This is a genomic window from Faecalispora sporosphaeroides DSM 1294 (assembly GCA_000383295.1).
Taxonomy (GTDB): domain Bacteria; phylum Bacillota; class Clostridia; order Oscillospirales; family Acutalibacteraceae; genus Faecalispora; species Faecalispora sporosphaeroides.
The window spans coordinates 143,138-161,859 of the sequence record KB911071.1 but is presented as its reverse complement, the minus strand read 5'-3'; the positions used below and the strand labels follow the sequence as shown (position 1 = coordinate 161,859).

Annotated in this window: 13 protein-coding genes; 12 read left to right on the top strand and 1 reads right to left on the bottom strand. The window is 57.6% G+C overall.

What is annotated here, in order from left to right; all coding sequences use genetic code 11:
* Nucleotides 1-62 precede the first annotated feature (62 nt).
* Nucleotides 63-509 carry a ribonuclease HI gene (gene rnhA / locus G340_RS0111615; protein ID WP_020073827.1) on the bottom strand — a complete coding sequence of 149 codons (447 nt, stop codon included), beginning with the start codon at nt 507-509 and terminating at the stop codon, nt 63-65.
* Nucleotides 510-1,065: 556 nt separating this feature from the next.
* Between rnhA and G340_RS0111610 the strand changes: the two genes are divergently transcribed.
* The 12 genes from G340_RS0111610 (at nt 1,066) to rnr (ending at nt 18,713) form a co-directional block, all read left to right on the top strand.
* Nucleotides 1,066-3,108 carry a ribonuclease J gene (locus G340_RS0111610; protein ID WP_020073826.1) on the top strand — a complete coding sequence of 681 codons (2,043 nt, stop codon included), beginning with the start codon at nt 1,066-1,068 and terminating at the stop codon, nt 3,106-3,108.
* A 105-nt stretch (nt 3,109-3,213) separates the two neighbouring features.
* Complete coding sequence (locus G340_RS0111605; protein WP_020073825.1) at nt 3,214-5,205, top strand: DHH family phosphoesterase; 1,992 nt, start codon at nt 3,214-3,216, stop codon at nt 5,203-5,205.
* Between the two features lie 97 nt (nt 5,206-5,302).
* Nucleotides 5,303-5,755 carry a 50S ribosomal protein L9 gene (rplI, locus tag G340_RS0111600; RefSeq protein ID WP_020073824.1) on the top strand — a complete coding sequence of 151 codons (453 nt, stop codon included), beginning with the start codon at nt 5,303-5,305 and terminating at the stop codon, nt 5,753-5,755.
* A gap of 36 nt (nt 5,756-5,791) precedes the next feature.
* Nucleotides 5,792-7,159 (top strand): replicative DNA helicase, encoded by a 1,368-nt coding sequence (gene dnaB / locus G340_RS0111595; RefSeq protein WP_020073823.1) that lies wholly within the window; start codon nt 5,792-5,794, stop codon nt 7,157-7,159.
* Complete coding sequence (gene tilS / locus G340_RS0111590; protein ID WP_020073822.1) at nt 7,152-8,522, top strand: tRNA lysidine(34) synthetase TilS; 1,371 nt, start codon at nt 7,152-7,154, stop codon at nt 8,520-8,522. Before dnaB ends, tilS begins: the two co-directional genes overlap by 8 nt.
* Nucleotides 8,519-9,058 carry a hypoxanthine phosphoribosyltransferase gene (gene hpt, locus G340_RS0111585; RefSeq protein WP_020073821.1) on the top strand — a complete coding sequence of 180 codons (540 nt, stop codon included), beginning with the start codon at nt 8,519-8,521 and terminating at the stop codon, nt 9,056-9,058. Before tilS ends, hpt begins: the two co-directional genes overlap by 4 nt.
* A 42-nt stretch (nt 9,059-9,100) precedes the next feature.
* A complete protein-coding gene (gene ftsH, locus G340_RS0111580) occupies nt 9,101-11,038 on the top strand; it encodes an ATP-dependent zinc metalloprotease FtsH (RefSeq protein WP_020073820.1) in 1,938 nt (645 codons plus the stop codon).
* A gap of 594 nt (nt 11,039-11,632) precedes the next feature.
* Nucleotides 11,633-13,612, top strand: coding sequence for a DNA gyrase/topoisomerase IV subunit B (locus G340_RS0111570; RefSeq protein ID WP_020073818.1), 1,980 nt, complete (start codon nt 11,633-11,635; stop codon nt 13,610-13,612).
* A 13-nt stretch (nt 13,613-13,625) separates the two neighbouring features.
* Nucleotides 13,626-15,863, top strand: a complete 2,238-nt coding sequence (locus G340_RS0111565) for a DNA gyrase subunit A (RefSeq protein ID WP_020073817.1) — start codon at nt 13,626-13,628, stop codon at nt 15,861-15,863.
* A 150-nt stretch (nt 15,864-16,013) separates the two neighbouring features.
* Nucleotides 16,014-16,190 carry a hypothetical protein gene (locus G340_RS17975; protein ID WP_154653190.1) on the top strand — a complete coding sequence of 59 codons (177 nt, stop codon included), beginning with the start codon at nt 16,014-16,016 and terminating at the stop codon, nt 16,188-16,190.
* A gap of 72 nt (nt 16,191-16,262) precedes the next feature.
* Entirely contained in the window at nt 16,263-16,514 is a 252-nt protein-coding gene (gene secG, locus G340_RS0111560; protein WP_009065576.1) for a preprotein translocase subunit SecG, read from the top strand.
* Between the two features lie 54 nt (nt 16,515-16,568).
* Nucleotides 16,569-18,713: a ribonuclease R gene (gene rnr, locus G340_RS0111555; RefSeq protein ID WP_020073816.1), complete on the top strand. Its 2,145-nt coding sequence runs from the start codon at nt 16,569-16,571 to the stop codon at nt 18,711-18,713.
* The last annotated feature ends 9 nt before the right edge of the window (nt 18,714-18,722 follow it).

Sequence of the window (18,722 nt, the reverse complement as noted above, 5' to 3'; positions counted from 1 at the left end):
CCTCCGTGCGCCGTGCCCGGCGCGGTTCCGTGTGCTGCAAGTTGGTTCTTATATCGGGCACATTATGGTTTCTTTTTGAATTGTTCTGCCGCCGCCACCGCCAGCCGGTCGCAGCGCTCGTTTTCCGGGTGCCCCGCGTGGCCCTTTACCCAGCGGATCGTCACGCGGTGCTGCTCCAGCAGATTCAGCAGGCGCTCCCATAAATCGCTGTTGAGAGCCGGTTTTTTATCAGCCTTTTTCCAGCCGTTTTTTCGCCAGGCCTTGGCCCATCCTTTTTCAATTGCGTCGCAGACGTATTTGGAGTCGCTCCAGAGCGTGATGTCGCAGGGCTCCTTCAACAGAGAAAGCGCTTCGATCACGGCGCTCAGCTCCATACGGTTGTTGGTGGTGTGCGCCTCGCCGCCGCTGATCTCTTTTTCGCGGCCCTGGTACCGCAGCACCGCGCCCCATCCGCCCGGGCCGGGATTCCCCTGACAGGCTCCGTCTGTAAAAATTTCTACTTGTTTCACGTCCGCTGTCTCCGTTCTTTGTTTTTTTCTGTGAGATGTTGGCATACTATATTTTAATAAAAGCAAGAAATGTTGTATTCTGCCGCCGCGGCCCAGCAGCGGAATTCCGCAGTTATCACAGCACAAGCCGCAAACACAAATCATATTAAATTCAATATAAAAATGATGAAATGACGCTTTGCATCCGGCGGCAGGGTGGAATTTGCCGCGCGCCCAAAGCGGGGATTCCGCCTGTATGGTGCGGCGTATGGTCTTATTATACCAACCTTTTCCGCGCACCGCAACCGCCGGGCGTCGGTTGGCTTCGCTTTGTGCCGTGCTTGACATCATGCGGCAATCAGGTTACAATAAAACCAATCATATAAAGCGGATAAGAGGATATTCTCCCCACGGAGAATTCATAAAATCCGCAGTGAATCGTTCATTTTCGCGGCAGCCCCGCGATGGATATAGACAATCGGATATTCCCCTGTATGCGTCTGCATAGTAGGTCTGCGGCACCGTTTGTGCGCAGGCTGTGGTGGTTGTGTCCCCAAATTAAAATGGAGGTTATTTTGTGACAGAAAAAATGAATAATCATTCGCCTGCCGGCGCTGAAAAGAAGCCGGGCACCTTGTACGGAAAAGTGGTGGCCCGCAAGCAGCCGGAGAAGGCCGCGGAAGCGGAAGAGAGCAGGCTGGCGAAAGCGGAGAAGACGGCGGAGAAAACGGAAAAAGCAGCCGCCGTTAAGGCTGCGCCCAAAAGCGCGCCCAGATCGCAAAAGAAGGGCGGCCAAGGCGGCGGCAGGCAGCCGCGCGCGAAGGAAGCACCGAAGAACGCGCCAAAGAGCGCTCCCCGCAAGCCGGAAAAGAGCGCCCTCTTGCCGGAGGTGCTTGCCCAGGTACAAAAGCAGGCAAAAAAACAGGCGCGCAAAAAGCCGAGAAAGGAACCGCAGAAGGAAAAGCCCTCCATTAAGGTCTATTTCCTCGGCGGCCTGAATGAAATCGGCAAGAACTTCACCCTGTTTGAGTGCGAGGGCGATATGATGATCATCGACTGCGGCATGGCATTCCCGGATGGGGACATGCTCGGCGTAGATCTGGTTATTCCCGATTTTACCTTTGTCGAGCGCAACATTGATAAAATTCGCGGCATCGTGCTCACCCACGGGCATGAGGATCACATCGGTTCTCTGCCGTTCCTGCTCAAACGGGTCAATCTGCCGCTGTACGGAACGGCCCTTACTCTGGGGCTGGTGGGCGGCAAGCTCAAGGAGCACGGCCTGGCCGGCAAAGTAAAGATGAACGTGATTCGCCCCGGCGATACGGTCAAGCTGGGCTGCATGACCTGCGAGTTCATCCACGTGAACCACTCGATTTCCGATGCCGTCAGCATCGCGATCCATTCGCCCGCGGGCACTTTGGTGCACACCGGTGACTTTAAAATCGACTGCACTCCCACACAGGGCGAAATGATCGACCTCGGTCGGTTTGCCCAGTTGGGCAAGGAGGGCGTTCTGGCCCTGTTGGCCGACTCCACCAACGCGGAGCGCCCCGGCTTTACCATGACGGAGCGCACGGTCAGCCGGTCCTTTGAAAACCTGTTCCTGCGCGCGGAAAAAAGCCGCATTATCATCGCGACGTTCGCGTCGAATATCAGCCGCGTGCAGCAGATCATCAACTGCGCCGTAAAATACGGGCGCAAGGTGGCTTTGTCCGGCCGCAGCATGCTCAACGTGATGGGCATTGCGCAGGAGCTCGGCTACCTCGATATTCCCGACGGCGTTCTGATTGACATCGATATGATCCGCCGCTACCCCAAAGAGCAGATCGTGCTGATCACCACCGGCAGCCAGGGCGAGCCGATGTCCGCTCTGACGCGCATGGCTTTTGCCGACCACCGCAAGGTGGAGGTGGGCCCCGGCGACTTCATCATCATTTCCGCCCGCCCGATCCCCGGCAACGAAAAGACGGTCGGCACCGTGATCGACGAGCTGATGAAGCGCGGCTGCGAGGTCGTGTACGAATCCATGTACGAGGTGCATGTGTCCGGCCACGCCTGCCAGGAAGAGCTGAAGATTATGCAGGGCATCACGCGCCCCAAATATTTTATTCCCGTTCACGGCGAGCAGAAGCATCTGCAAAAGCACGCCCAGCTGGCGCAGGCCATGGGCATGAGCCGCTCGAACATCTATATCGGCAGCATCGGCGACGTGCTCGAAATCAACGAGAATTACATGCGCCAGCTGCCCAGCGTGCCCGCCGGCCGCATTCTGGTGGACGGCCTCGGCGTGGGTGACGTCGGCAGCATTGTGCTGCGCGACAGAAAGCATTTGGGCGAGGACGGCCTGATCGTTGTCGTCTGCACCATTGACGCGGCGGACGGCCACGTTGTTTCCGGTCCGGACGTTGTCTCCCGCGGGTTTGTTTATGTGCGGGAATCGGAAAGTTTGATGGACGATGCCAGAAAATTGGTATATAATGTTCTGGAAAGCAACGCGCAGGGGAAGGTGCCCGACTGGGGCATGCTAAAGACCCGAATCAAAGACGATTTGTCGCGCATGCTGTATGATAAAACCAGACGCAGCCCGATGATTTTACCGATCATCATGGAAGTTTGATTTGTAGAGTCGATTTACTTGAAAGCAGGCATTCTCCCTGCGCCTCTGGCGGGGGAGAATGCAGCGGTTTTTCAAAAGTGAAACTGCGATAAAGGAGAAATTTATTTGAAGCGGAAAATATGGGCTACCTCACCCGTGTTTTATGGCATCGCGGCGGTGATGCTGCTCATGGCGCTGCTCAGCAGATTCTGGGATGCCAGAATCTTCTATGCGGAAGTGGTTCTGGCTGTGCTGGCCTTTGCCGCAGTGGCCATGGCAAACCATCATTTTAAGCTGTATGTAGGTACGGCGGTCAAGAGTGCGGAAAAAATTCTTTCCGCGTCGGACTACCGCGCCCTGCACGAGTTTTCCATACCGGCTGTGCTGGTGGGAAAAATGGGTGATGTCATCTGGTATAACAGCCGTTTTTCCAGTGAGGTAAGCCCCGGGTTTGACTGCCGGGGCGAGAATGTCGCGCGGTTTTTGACCCCCCATACTCTGGAGCAGGCAGTGGGCGGAGACGGAATCGATACCCAGGTGGGCCAGCGGCAGTATACGGTATATTCCATGTCTACAAGGAACGGCTATGTGCTGTACTTTGTGGACAATACATATTACAAAGAGATCAGCCGCCGCTACAGCGACCAGCGCCCGGTGGTGGCCCTCGTGCTGTTCGACAACCGCGAGGAGCTGATCCGCGACAGCGCCAGCAGCGAAGACGCCCGCATTTCCGCCGCGGTGGAAGAGGTGCTGCGGAACTGGACGAAGGGTACCGGCAGCTTTCTGGAGCGCCTGGGCGGCGGGCGGTACCTGATTATGACGGACGAGGCGCACATCCGCGAGGATGTGAAAAAGCGCTTTGAGGTGATCGACGCGGTGCGCACCGTAAAGAGCGCGGACAACCGCAGCGCCACCATCTCCATCGGCGTGGGGCGCGGCGCCCCCACCTTTGCGGAGGGCGAGCTGTGGGCACGCCAGGCGCTGGATATGGCGCTCGGGCGCGGCGGCGATCAGGTTGCCGTCAAGCAGGAGGACGGCACCTACGAGTTTTTCGGCGGTCTGTCGAAGGGCGTGGAAAAGCGCGACAAGGTGCGCACCCGCGTGATTGCGGCGACCTTGAGCGACCATGTCAAGGTATGTGACATAGTGTTCATCATGGGTCACAAGTATTCCGACCTCGACGCGATCGGCGCGGCGGTGGGCATGTGGAGCGCGGTGCACAAGGGCCTTGGCAAAGAGGCGTATATCGTCGTCAACCGCGCGCAGAGCATGGCGGTTCCCATTATAGAAAGCATGGAGCAGTCCCTGCCGGACGAAAAAATATTCATCACGCCCGACGAGGCGCTCGATCTTGTCACGCAGAAGAGCCTGCTGATTGTAGTGGACACCCATTCGCAGGATTTTGTGGAGAGCGAGGAGCTGCTGCGGCAGGCGCCGAAGGTCGTCGTCATCGACCATCACCGCATGATGGTAAAGCACATCAGCAACGCGATTGTATTTTATCACGAGCCGTACGCCAGCTCCGCGGCGGAGCTGGTGACCGAGCTGGTGCAGTATATCAGCGAAAAGGCCCTTTCCCGCGTGGAGGCGGAGGCCCTTCTGGCCGGGATAATGCTCGACACCAAGAATTTTGTGCTGAAAACCGGTGTGCGCACCTTTGAGGCCGCGGCTTACCTGCGGCGCAGGGGGGCCGATACCGTAGAGGTCAAGCGCCTGTTCTCCAACACCATCGACACGTACAAGGCGAAATACCAGATGGTTTCCTCCGCCGAGATTTACAACAACTGCGCGATTGTCAGCGCGGACGAGGAGACGCCGGATATCCGGGTCGCCGCGGCGCAGGCTGCCGACGAGCTGCTCTCGATTCAGGGGGTCAACGCGTCGTTCGTCATCTACCCCACACCCGGCGGGGTGCAGATTTCCGCCCGCTCCCTGGGCGATGTGAACGTGCAGGTGATTATGGAGGTGATGGGCGGCGGCGGCCACCTGACGATGGCGGCCGTGCAGCTGAAGAATACCACGCTTCAGCAGGCTCGCGACACACTGATTTCGGTCATCAACAACAACCTTGCAAAGGCGAGCAAGCCCAGTCTGCCCGCGCAGGGCGGTGCCAAATAAGAGAAAATCAGCAAGTCTTTCTCCGCTGTATGTGGGGGAAGAATTCAACGGTGCTTTTGAAGGTTGCATTACTATTGATCAAACGGAGGAATGTTTCATGAAAGTAATTTTGCTGCAGGACGTAAAGGGAAGCGGAAAAAAGGGCGAGCTTGTGGATGTTTCCGACGGCTACGCCAGAAACTTCCTTTTGCCCAGAAAGCTGGCCAAAGAGGCGAACGCACAGGCGATGAATGAGCTGAAGAACGCCGAAGAGGCCAAGGAATTCCGCCGGAAAGCCGAGCTGGAAACCGCGCAGAAAACCGCGCAGATCATCGAGGGCAAGAGTGTGAAGCTCACCGCAACGGCGGGCCAGGGCGGCAAGCTGTTCGGCTCCGTTACCGCAAAAGAAATCGCCGAAGCGATTAAAAAGCAGTTCGGCGTGGATGTGGACAAGCGCAAGATCGAGCTGCCTGGCGACATCAAGGCGTTCGGCACCTACGAGTGCGAGGTGCGGCTGCACCAGAGCGTTACCGCCAAGGTATACGCCGTTGTGGGCGAAAAGGCCGAATAAATTGCGTTTGCCCACAGCCTGTCGGGAGGATTCGGGATGGATCACGAAAATCTGACAATTGGATACGACGGGATGGACCTACCGTTCAGCCCCGAGGCGGAGCAGTCCGTTTTGGGCGCGGTTCTGCTGGATTCCACCTGTCTGGACCGGGTCGCGGAAATTCTTCCGCGTCCCGATTATTTTCATCAGGTCAATCACGTGCTGATTTATGGCGCGATGCTCGAAATGTTCACGCTCGGCCAGCCCGTCGACTTTGTGACGGTTCTGGAGCGACTCAAGGAAACGCCGCGCTTTGACGAATCCGCAGGCAAAACGTACCTGATGCAGCTGGCACAGATCGTGCCCTCGATTTCTAACGTGGAAACCTACGCGAAGATCGTGCGCGACAAATACGATGTGCGCTCGCTGATTCAGACGGCGCGCGGGATTCTGGACGACGCGCGCGAAAACGGCGCGGACGCATCCACCCTGCTGGATTCGGCGGAGCAGCGCATATTTGACATTCGTCGCGGTAAAAATATGCAGGGACTCCAGCGGGTCAACGAGATCATTCTCGAAACGTTCGACCGGCTCGATTTGCTCAACGGCCCGGAAAGGGATCTGTATCAGGGCATCCCCACCGGCATCAAGGCGCTGGACGATACGATCACGGGCCTCAATCGCTCCGACCTGCTGATTCTGGCAGCCCGCCCCGGTATGGGCAAAACGAGCTTCGCGCTGAACATCGCGCGCCATGCGGCGGTGGTGGCCAATAAACGCGTTGCGTTCTTCTCGCTCGAAATGAGCAAGGAGCAGCTTGCGTCGCGTCTGCTTTCCACAGAAGCGCTTGTCGGCGGCACCAAGCTGCGCACCGGCCAGCTCAGCGAGGGCGAATGGATGCGCCTGATCGAAGCGGGGGACATTCTCTCCCGCGCGCAGCTGTATTTTGACGACAGCTCCGGCATCACCGTGCCGGAAATGAAGGCCAAGGTGCGCCGCCTGAAGGACGTGGACCTGATCGTAATCGACTATTTGCAGCTCATGTCCAGCTCCCGCCGCATCGACAACCGCGTGCAGGAGATTTCGGAAATCACGCGAAATCTGAAAATCATGGCAAAAGAGCTGAATGTGCCGGTTTTAACGCTGTCGCAGCTGGCGCGTGCCAGTGAAAAGCGCACCGAGCACCGCCCGGTGCTCAGTGACCTGCGCGACTCCGGTTCAATTGAGCAGGACGCCGACGTCGTTCTGTTTTTGTACCGCGAGGATTACTATCAGGGCCCCGGCGCGCCGGACGAGGACGCGGACCGCAACAGCGGCGAGTGCATCGTCGCGAAAAACCGTCACGGCGAGCTCAAGACCGTTCCCCTGCACTGGCAGGGTGAGTTTATGAGATTTACTTCTCAGGAGGTTGTCCGCAGTGAATAGAGAGAATAGCGCACCGGCAGAGGAACTGATCTGGCAAACGGTCAGGCGCTATTCGATGCTGACCGGCGCGGAGCGCGTGGTGGCCGGATTTTCCGGCGGCGCGGATTCCATGGCGCTGGTTCATTTTTTATGGCGGGCAGGGATTCCGCTGCTCGCGGCCCATGTGAACCACGGCCTGCGGGGCAAAGCGTCCGACGCGGACGAGGAATGTGTGCGCCGGTTCTGCGCCGAGCGGCAGATTCCCCTGCGGGTGCTGCGCGCAGACGCGGCCAGGGCGGCCGCCGAACGCCGCGAAGGGGTCGAAGCGGCCGGGCGGCGCATCCGGTACGGCTTTTTTGAGTCGCTGTGCGGGCCGGGCGATAAAATCGCGACGGCGCACACGCTCTCCGATCAGGCGGAAACGGTGCTGCTGCACCTGGTGCGGGGCTCCGGCACGAAGGGCCTGTGCGGCATCCCGCCGGTGCGCGGGCGCGTGATCCGGCCGCTGCTCGGCATGACGCGGGAGCAGGTAGAGGAATACTGCGCTCACTATGAGCTGCCCTTTGTGACCGATGCGAGCAATTTTAGCCGGCAATACGCGCGCAACCGTGTGCGGCTCGACGTCGTCCCCGCGCTCAAAGAGCTGAACCCCTCCTTTGAGCAGGCGGTGGGCCGCATGACGCACCTGCTTGCAGAGGATGAGGACTGCCTTTGCGCTCTGGCCGCACAGGCGGTACAGGAGGCACGCGCACCGCACGGCTGGAGGATTGCCCCGCTTTCTGGCCTGCCGCGCCCTGTTTTGTCGCGCGCGCTGCGGCAGATCGCGCGGGAAGCCGGCCTGCCCGCCCTCACCCGCGAGCGCACCGAGGCGGTCATGCGCCTGCTCTTGGCCGGTTCCGGCAAAATCGATGCCGGAGAAGGGCGCTTTTTTGCGGCGGAAAGCGGCGTTCTGCGCGTCGTTTTGCCGCAGAAATGCAAAAATGACTGGAGCGTACCGTTACAGGTGCCGAAAACCTTGACACCGGAGGGCAGAGAGGTCATAATAAGAACACTGACCCGCGCGGAATATGAAAAGTTACCGGCAAAAATTCACAATTGGTTATTTCATAACGCGCTGGATTATGATACAATAAAGAATAATTCCATCATAAGAGGCCGTCGGCCCGGCGATTCCTTTTCACCGGCGGGCCGGGGTGTGACCAAAAGCCTGAAAAAACTGATGAACGAGGAGAAAATTCCCGTTTCTGGCCGGGGAGGGCTTTTGCTTCTGGAAAACAACGGACAGATTTTGTGGATCGAATCCATCGGCGTGGCCGAGCAGGCCCGCATCCGCCCGGGTACCGGGCAAATCGCATACATTAGCGTTAAGGAGTGCAATTCATGACCAACGATATCAAAGAGGTTCTGTTTAGCGAGGAGAAACTGGCGGAAATTGTCCGCAATCTGGGTAAGCGCATCAGCGAGGATTATAAGGGAAAAAATTTGCTGATGGTCAGCGTGCTCAAAGGTTCCTTTATTTTTATGGCGGATTTGACCCGCGCCATCGACATCCCCTGCCGCATCGACTTTATGTCGGTTTCCAGCTACGGCGCCGGGACAAGATCCTCCGGCGTGGTGAAGATCACAAAAGACCTGGATCTGCCGCTCGCCGGTTACGACCTGCTGGTGGTGGAGGACATTCTCGACAGCGGCGTGACGCTCAGCTACATACTGGAGCTTCTGCAGCCGCGCGGCCCGAAGAGCATTAGAATCTGCACTCTGTTCGATAAGCCTGAGCGCCGCACCGCACAGATTACGGCGGACTATGTCGGCACGCGTGTTCCAGATGAATTTATTGTAGGCTACGGCCTTGATTATAATGAAACCTACCGGAATCTCCCGTATGTGGGTATTTTAAAGCCCCACGTGTATGGCGGGTAAGCTTTCCGGATATCACAATTAAAGGAGAGGAGTGAACTCATTTTGGATAATAAAAAAAATCTGCGGAATCTGCTCATTTATTTAGGCGCCCCGATCCTGATCATTATTATCATGGCCGGCATCTATGGCAACGTAAAGCCGCAGAAGGCCCATAAATATTCCGAAATAGTCGGCTACTTTAAATCACAGCAGGTCATCGATTATACCATGGATCTTGGCAGCGGTGAAATGCAGATTTCCCTCAAAGACGGTACGAAAGTAACGTATACCGCGCCGAACGTGGTGATTATGTACGACGAGATCCACCCCTATATTGAACAGTACAACGAGGATCACCCGGACAAGAACATGGAGTACGATCTCAAGCGTCCGGCAGAGACCTCCTGGCTTGCGAGTCTGATTCCGACGATTCTGCTCCTGGCGGGCATGCTCGTTTTCTGGTGGTTCATGATGAAGCGCCTGAATACCAGCATGGGTGACGCGGGCAAGCAGATGAACTTCGGCAAGGCGAAGGTTAAGCAGATGGCCGATGAAAAGCGCAAAACCACCTTTGCCGACGTGGCGGGAGCCGATGAGGAAAAGGAAGAGCTGCGCGAGATTGTCGAGTTCCTCAAAAATCCGAAAAAGTATAACGAGCTGGGCGCGCGCATTCCCAAGGGCGTGCTGCTCGTCGGCCCTCCTGGCACCGGTAAAACGCTTTTGGCCCGCGCGGTTGCGGGTGAGGCGGGGGTTCCGTTCTTCTCCATCTCCGGTTCCGATTTTGTGGAAATGTTCGTCGGTGTCGGCGCGTCGCGCGTGCGCGACCTGTTCGACCAGGCGAAGAAAAATTCCCCCTGCATCATCTTCATCGATGAAATCGATGCGGTGGGCCGCCAGCGCGGCGCCGGTCTTGGCGGCGGCCACGACGAGCGCGAGCAGACCCTGAACCAGCTGCTGGTTGAGATGGACGGCTTCGGTGCGAACGAGGGCGTCATCATGATCGCCGCGACGAACCGCCCCGATATCCTCGACCCGGCGCTGATGCGCCCCGGCCGCTTTGACCGTCAGGTCATGGTGGGCTACCCGGACATTAAGGGCCGTGAAGAAATTCTGAAGGTACACGCCCGCGGCAAGCCGATTGCGCCGGACGTGAGCCTGAAGACCATCGCGAAGTCCACCGCCGGCTTTACCGGAGCGGATCTCGAAAACCTGCTCAACGAAGCGGCGCTGCTCTCGGCGCGCAAGAACCTGCGGGCCATCACGATGGAAGAGATCGAGGAGGCCACGATCAAGGTGGTGGTCGGCACCGAGAAAAAGAGCCGTGTGATGACGGAGAAGGAAAAGACCCTCACCGCCTACCATGAGGGCGGCCACGCGGTCGTCACCTATTTTTGCTCCACGCAGGACCCGGTGCACCAGATTTCGATCATCCCCCGCGGCATGGCGGGCGGCTATACCATGCAGCTGCCCTCGGAGGACCGCTCGTATAAAGGCAAGAAGGAAATGCTCGAGGATTTGATCGTGCTTATGGGCGGCCGTGTGGCGGAGGCCCTGGTGCTGGACGACATTTCCACCGGTGCCTCCAACGATATTGAGCGCGCTACCAAAACAGCCCGCGCCATGGTGACCAAGTACGGCATGAGTCAAACGCTCGGCACCGTCACCTATGGCTCCGACAACAGCGAGCCGTTCCTGGGCCGCGATATGGGCCATGTGCGCAACTACTCCGAAAGCACGGCGGCCGCGATTGATAAAGAGATCAAAGAGATCCTGACAAACGCGTACGACGGCGCGGCCAAGATTCTTTCCGATCATATGGATAAGCTGCACGAGGTTGCCAAGTATCTGTATCAGAACGAAAAGATGAGCGGCGAGGACTTCCAGAAATTGATGAGCGGCGCCGGTTTGCCGGCCGCTGCCGGGCAGATACCGCCTCTGCCGAAGCTGAGCGCGGATCTCCCGCAGGTGGAGCTTCCGTCGGCGGACGAAACAGCTGAATGATGCGTTTGGAAAAGGGGAAATGTTGCATTTCCCCCTTTCCTTGTCTCGGCGGGCCATCGAAAAATGGCGCGCGGTTTTCTTCTGCTGTGTTGCTGCATGTCGGCAGGGGCGTGCCGCAGGGCTTAGGGCTGCGCTTGTGCCGCGGTGGCTGCCGCTATGGCGCGATGCTCCGCGGCAATCTGTTTTCGGCGCGGTTTCTTGGCAGGTACGCCCTGTTTCGACAGAAAGCAGCGGCGTGTTTGCTTATCATCAAAAGCGGGAAGCAATTTGTTTCCTGTGTGAAGCGTGCGCTGAAATCAGCGTTATCGTCTTGGTCCCGGGCAGGGTCATTCCCAGAAACAGGTGGTGTGGATTGAAATCACTGTTGGAAGGCTTGGCTTGAGCCCTCGGGCAATGTCGCTCTCTGCACGGGAAGCGTGGATTGAAATAACTCGGAAATTCAGAATGAGCCGATCGATCCGGAGACTGCTCCCTGCACGGGAGGCGTGGATTGAAATACCAAATAGAACAGGAACGGTAACACCCGGGAATGGCCCGGGCAGAATTCAAAATGCCAAAAGCCCCGGCGATGGGGCGGTCGGCAGGAGGGAAGCTATGGCAAAAAAGACGGCATATGGAAACGACAGTATCTCGTCGCTCAAGGGCGCAGACCGTGTGCGCCGGCGCCCGGCGGTTATTTTCGGCTCGGACGGCATCGAGGGCTGCGAGCATTCCATTTTTGAAATATTGTCCAACTCCATCGACGAGGCCAGAGAAGGCTTTGGGCGGGAAATCACGATCACCTGCTTTCGCGACCATTCGATAGAGGTGGAGGACCACGGGCGCGGCATTCCCGTGGACTACAACCCGAAGGAAGAACGCTTCAACTGGGAGCTGGTGTTCTGCGAGCTGTACGCGGGCGGCAAATACAACAACGATTCCGATGAAAGCTACGAGTATTCGCTGGGACTGAACGGCCTTGGCCTTTGCTCGACCCAGTACGCCTCAGAATATATGGATGTCGACATCCGCCGCGACGGCATACGCTATACGCTGCATTTTGAGCACGGGGAAAACGTGGGCGGCCTGCGGCAGGAGCCGTATGCCAGGAAGGACACGGGCACTAAAATCCGCTGGCGGCCCGATCTGCAGGTGTTTACGGACATTGCCGTGCCGCAGGAATATTATCTCGATATGATCCGCCGGCAGGCGATCGTCAATGAGGGCATCCGTTTTCTGCTTCGCTTTGAAACGGAAACAGGCTTTGAAACGACGGAGTTCTGCTATCAGGAGGGAATCCTCGATCACGTTCGCGAGCTTGCGGGGGAGGACGCTCTCACCTCGGTGCAGAGCTGGCAGGCGGAGCGCCGCGTGCGCGACCGCGCGGACAAGCCCGAATACAAAACGAAAATCAATGTGGCGCTCGCGTTCTCGAACCGCGTCCATGTGACCGAATATTACCATAACTCCAGCTGGCTCGAGCACGGCGGCGCGCCGGACAAGGCCGTGCGCAGCGCGTTTGTTTCGCAGATTGACGCATATTTAAAGCAGACGGGGAAATACAACAAGAATGAGAGCAAGATCACCTACGCCGACGTGGAGGACTGCCTGATTCTTGTTATTTCGTCGTTCTCGAACCGCACGTCCTACGAAAACCAGACGAAAAAGGCGATTACGAACAAGGGAATTCAGGAGGCCATGACCGAGCTTTTGCGGCACCATCTGGAGGTGTTCTTCCTCGAAAACCCCGTGGAGGCCGAGCGTGTCGGCGCGCAGGTGCTCATCAACAAGCGCAGCCGGGAGGACGCGGAAAAAACGCGCCTGAACCTGAAAAAGAAGCTCACAACCAATATGGACGTGACGAACCGCGTTGCGAAATTTGTGGACTGCCGCAGCCGCAAGGCCGAGGAGCGCGAAATCTTCATCGTGGAGGGCGACTCGGCTTTGGGCGCGTGCAAGCAGGCCCGCGACCCGGATTTTCAGGCGATCATGCCCATCCGCGGCAAAATTTTGAACTGCCTGAAAGCGGACTATGACCGCATTTTCAAGAGCGACATCATCACCGACCTGATCAAGGTGCTCGGCTGCGGCGTGGAGGTGAAATCGAAGGCGAATAAGGATTTGTCTTCGTTCGATCTGTCCCTGCTGCGCTGGAACAAGGTCATCCTTTGTACCGATGCCGACGTGGACGGCTTCCAGATCCGCACGCTGCTGCTCACGATGCTGTACCGCCTGACGCCCACGCTGATCGAGCAGGGCAAGGTGTTCATCGCGGAATCGCCGCTGTTTGAAATCACGACGAAGGATCAGACGTATTTCGCCTATACCGAGCAGGAAAAGGCAAAAATTCTGCAGCGCCTGGAGGGAACCAGGTATACCATTCAGCGCTCGAAGGGCCTTGGCGAAAACGAACCCGATATGATGAACCTGACCACCATGAACCCGGCCACCCGGCGGCTGATTCAGGTGCTGCCGGAGGACGCGGCCAAAACGGCGGACGTGTTTGATCTTCTGTTAGGCGACAACCTTTCCGGGCGCAAGGATTTCATCGCCCGCAGCGGCCACGAATATATCGCCGCCGCCGACGTCAGCTGAGGGGGGAACACGATTGGCACACAGAAAAAAAGAACCGCACACCGCGCCCCCCAAGGGAAAGGGCGTGATTGAAGGCGCGGGGCTGGTTGTAACGCAGCCCATCACCGCGACGCTGGAGCAGAACTACATGCCCTACGCCATGAGCGTCATCATGTCGCGCGCGATTCCGGAGATCGACGGCTTTAAGCCGTCGCACCGTAAAATATTATACACTATGTATAAAATGGGTCTGCTCACCGGTGCCAAGACAAAAAGCGCCAATATTGTGGGGCAGACGATGAAGCTGAATCCCCACGGCGACGCCGCCATTTACGAAACCATGGTGCGCCTGAGCCGCGGGTACGAGGCGCTTTTGCACCCTTATGTCGATTCCAAGGGAAACTTCGGCAAATTTTATTCGCGCGACATGGCGTGGGCGGCCTCCCGTTATACCGAGGCCAAGCTCGACGATATCTGTCAGGAGCTTTTTCGCGATATCGACCGGGATACGGTCGATTTTGTCGACAACTACGACAACAGCATGAAAGAGCCGACTCTGCTGCCGGCGGCGTTCCCGTCGATTCTCGTCAACGCCAACACGGGCATCGCGGTCGGTATGGCGAGCAACATATGCCCGTTCAATCTGGCGGAGGTCTGCCAGACGACGATCGGCCTCATCCGCGACCCGGAGTTCGACGTGGCCTCCACGTTGCAGGCGCCGGATTTCCCCGGCGGCGGACAGGTGGTGTACGACCGCGCCGCAATGGAGGAAATCTACCGCACCGGCCGCGGCGGCGTGAAGATTCGCTGCCGCTATTCCTATGACAAAGCCGCCAACTGCATCGACATCACGCAGATTCCGCCCACCACCACGATCGAAGCGATTGTGGAAAAAGTGGTTGACCTGGTGCGTCAGGGCAAGCTCAAGGAGATTTCGGACATCCGCGACGAAACCGGTCTGGGCGGCCTGAAGATCACCATCGATTTAAAGCGCGGCGCAGACCCCGAGCGGCTGATGCAGCGCCTGTTCAAAATGACGCCGCTGGAAGACAGCTTCTCCTGTAACTTCAACGTGCTGATCGCGGGGGTGCCTCGGGTGCTGGGCGTGCGCGACCTGCTGCTCGAGTGGGTGGCGTTCCGCGTGGAGTGTGTGCGCCGCCGCACGCATTTCGACTTGCGCAAAAAGAAAGAAAAGCTGCATCTGCTGCGCGGCCTGCAGGCAATTCTTCTCGATATTGATAAAGCCATTAAAATCGTGCGCGAAACCGAGGAGGAAGCCGAGGTTGTGCCGAACCTGATGATCGGCTTCGGTATTGACGAGATTCAGGCGGAATATGTAGCAGAAATCAAGCTGCGACACTTAAACCGAGAATATATTTTAAAGCGCACGCAGGAAATCAGCGAGCTGGAGCAGGAGATTGCCCGGCTGCAGGAGCTGATGGAAAGCCGCGCGAAGATTCAGTCGGTGATTATCGCCGAGCTCAAAGAGGTGGAAAAAAAGTACGGTCAGCCGCGCCGCACGCAGCTTTTATATGCGTCTGATCTTGAGGTGGCTGAACCGGAGCAGGAGATCGACGATTACCCGGTACATCTCTTCTTTACCCGCGAGGGGTATTTCAAGAAGATCACCCCGCAGTCGCTGCGCATGAGCGGCGAGCAGAAGCTGAAGGAAGGTGACGTCGTCACCCAGACGGAGGAGGCCACAAACGCCTGCGACCTGCTCTTCTTTACCGACCGCTGCCAGGTGTATAAGATGCGGGCATCTGACTTAAGCGATGGCAAGGCCAGCGTGCTGGGCGAGTATATTCCCGCCAAGGCGGGCATGGACGAGGGAGAAAACGCCGTTTACATGGTGCCCACTACAGATTACCAGGGCTACATGCTGTTCCTGTTTGAAAACGGAAAGGCGGCCAAGGTGGAGCTTTCGGCCTATGCCACCAAAACGAACCGGCGCAAGCTGGTTGGAGCGTACAGCGATAAATCCCCGCTCGTGGCGGTGCTGTACCTCAAAGAGGATCGTGACCTTTTGCTGACGGGAACCAACGGGCGCCTGCTTCTGGTCAACACAGGTGCGATTCCCGATAAGGCCACCCGCGCCACGCAGGGCGTTTTCGTTATGACGTTCACCGCGGCAAAGCACCACCTGAAAAGCGCCGAGCCGTATGAGGACGGAATGCTCGAAACGCCGGACCGTTACCGCAAGAACGTGCCGTCGCCCGGTGCGCTGCCCAGCCAGGCCGATGCCATGCGCGGTCAGCTGTCGCTCACCTGAATCCGTTGAGCCTGCGGCATCGGTTTTGCACACTGCCAATATCAGGCAAAGAATACGATGTGTTTTTATTGTTTGAATCCAAACCGAAGGGGGAGGAACCCCTCTTTCCGTTTTGCCGTGCACGGTCCATCACCTGAAAAAGGCGGCCCTATGCGTTGGATCAAAAACAAACCGCCGCACGGAAAGCCAATAGCAATCCGGCGGCGGTTCCGGCAATTGAAAATGCAAACGCACGCGAAACTTTCAATTGCTGATCTTACTATGTCCGGTTTTGCCGCCGGATATGTGCGGATTTTTTTGGAAGAGGGCAGTCCAATAAATTTTTGAAAAAAGATTGCTAAAACACAGGCTTTGTGGTATCATAATCACAAGTGTTTATGGTACGTTCGGAGGTACATTATGAGTGGACTTGAGATTTTCTTTGGAGTGGTTTTGCTGCTGTTCTCCATTGCGATTGTGGTGATTATCCTTCTTCAGGAAGGCCAGCAGCAGAATTTAGGCGCAATTACCGGCGGCGCAGATACATTTTTGTCCAAGAATAAAGCACGTTCCATCGACGCGTTTCTGTCGCGCTGGACAAAAGTGATAGCGGTGGGCTTTTTCGTAATGGTGATTGCCATTAACGCCGTTATGTTTTTCACCGGGAAATAAGAATGCAGCCGAAAAGCTCCGCTGAAAAGCGGAGCTTTTTTTCAAAAGGAAAGGGTGATTTGTATTATAAAGAAAGAGAAAACACCGACAGAGATCATCTTAAAGGCGCTTTCTAAGCTGCGCCATGCGATTTCTTCAAAAGAATTGCTCAAAAGAACAGGAATCAAAGACAAATCGGTCTTTTATGATACGCTGCACCAGATGCAGGTGCGCGGCGACGTATATGTGAATAAGCGCCACCAGGTGTTCGGCAAGGCCGGCCAAACCCGTGTGACCGCGACGGTCTATTCGCTGTCGGAAGGGTTTGCGTTTGTGCGCCCCGAAAACGGCGGTGACGACCTGTATGTTTCGAGCGACCGCCTGAAGGGTGCGATTGTGGGCGACACGGTTCTGCTGAAAAATATTGTGGAAACCCCCCGCGGGAAAAAGGCGGAGGTGGCCTCGATCACGAAGCGCCGGCAGTGGGTGACCACCGGTACCGTGCGCAAGTCGTACAACGGCTTTGAAATTGTGCCGGATATTGCCATCCGCTACAATCTGCCAATTCTCAAAAGCGACCTGATGGGCGCGCGCCCGGGCGACAAGGTGCAGGCGGAGCTGGTGCGGGTGCCGCGCCGCGAAAAGCTTTCGGCCCGCGTAGTAAAGATTTACGGCACCGCCGAAAGCGCAAAAATCTGCTCTGACGCGATTGTCGACCAGAACGGCATTCCCACGGTTTTTTCCGAAGAGGTGCTGGCAGAGGCGGCCCGCGCCGCAAAGGAACCGATCACGCAGGAGGAGCTCGGCGCGCGGCTTGATTTGCGCGGGGAAGTGATCTGCACAATCGACGGCGCGGACGCGAAGGATTTGGACGACGCGATCAGCGTGCGGCGCACGGAGCGCGGCTTTGATCTGGGTGTGCATATTGCGGATGTATCGCACTATGTGCGTGAGGACAGCGCCGTGGATGAAGAGGCGTTTCTGCGGGGCACGTCGGTCTATTTTGCGGATAGGGTCATCCCCATGCTGCCGAAGGAGCTCTCGAATGGAGCCTGTTCGCTCAACGCGGGGGAGGATAAGCTCACCTTTTCCGCTTTGATTCGTCTGGACGAAAAGGGGGAAATCCTCAGCTACCGTTTTGAAAAAACGGTGATCCATTCCCGAGTGCGCGGTGTGTATTCCGAGGTTAACCGCATTTTTAGCGGCGAGGCGGACGAAGCCTTGCTGCAGAAGTACGCCCCCGTGCTCGAATCCCTGAAAGCCGGCCGCGAGCTGGCAAAGATTCTCGAGCAGCGCTCCCGCGACAAGGGGGCCATGGATTTTGAAAGCGGCGAATCCATGTTTACGCTCGATGAAAACGGCGTGTGCGTCGATGTGCGCCCCCGTGTGCAGGGAGAAGCCGAAAAGATGATCGAGCAGCTGATGATCACCGCGAATCAGGCGGCGGCCAGGCTCGCCAAAGAGGAACAGCTGCCCTTTGTGTACCGCATTCACGAAAATCCGGACCCCGAACGCATCAAGGCGCTCGTCAGTCTGGCGGCCGCTCTGGGCTTTTCGACTCAGCGGCTCCGCTCCGAAAAGCCGTCTCCCGCCGATTTTTCAGAGCTGCTGGGTCAGGTAAAGGGAACGCCCGCCGAGCAGGTGATCTCGCATCAGGTGCTGCGCACAATGGAAAAGGCGAAGTATTCCACAGAGCCGGTCGGCCATTTCGGCCTGGCCCTTGCGGATTACTGCCATTTCACTTCGCCGATCCGGCGGTATCCCGACCTTGCGATCCACCGCATTCTGTCGCAGGCGCAGAGCCTGGGGCGGATCGAGCTGGCGCTGCGCTTTGCATCGTTCGCGGCGGCGGCCGCGTCGGAGTCCTCCAAGTGCGAGGTGCGCGCCATGACGGCCGAGCGCAGCGCGGAGGATTGCTACAAGGCAGAATTTATGAAAGCGCATGTCGGCGAGGAATTCGACGGCGTTGTCAGCGGCGTGACACAGCGCGGCGTTTTCGTACAGCTCCGGAACAGCGTGGAGGGCTTTGTGCCGATCGGCGCGTTCCCGAACGCCGACTACCGATTTGACGGCGTGGTGACGCAGGTGGATGAGCGCACCGGCAGCCGCATCACCATCGGTACTCCAATGAGAATCCTCGTGGCCGCGGCAGACATCCCGACCGGGCGCATCGATTTTATGCCCGCGGGGCAAGAAATAAATTCCAAAGAAACGGTATAAATTGGGTAT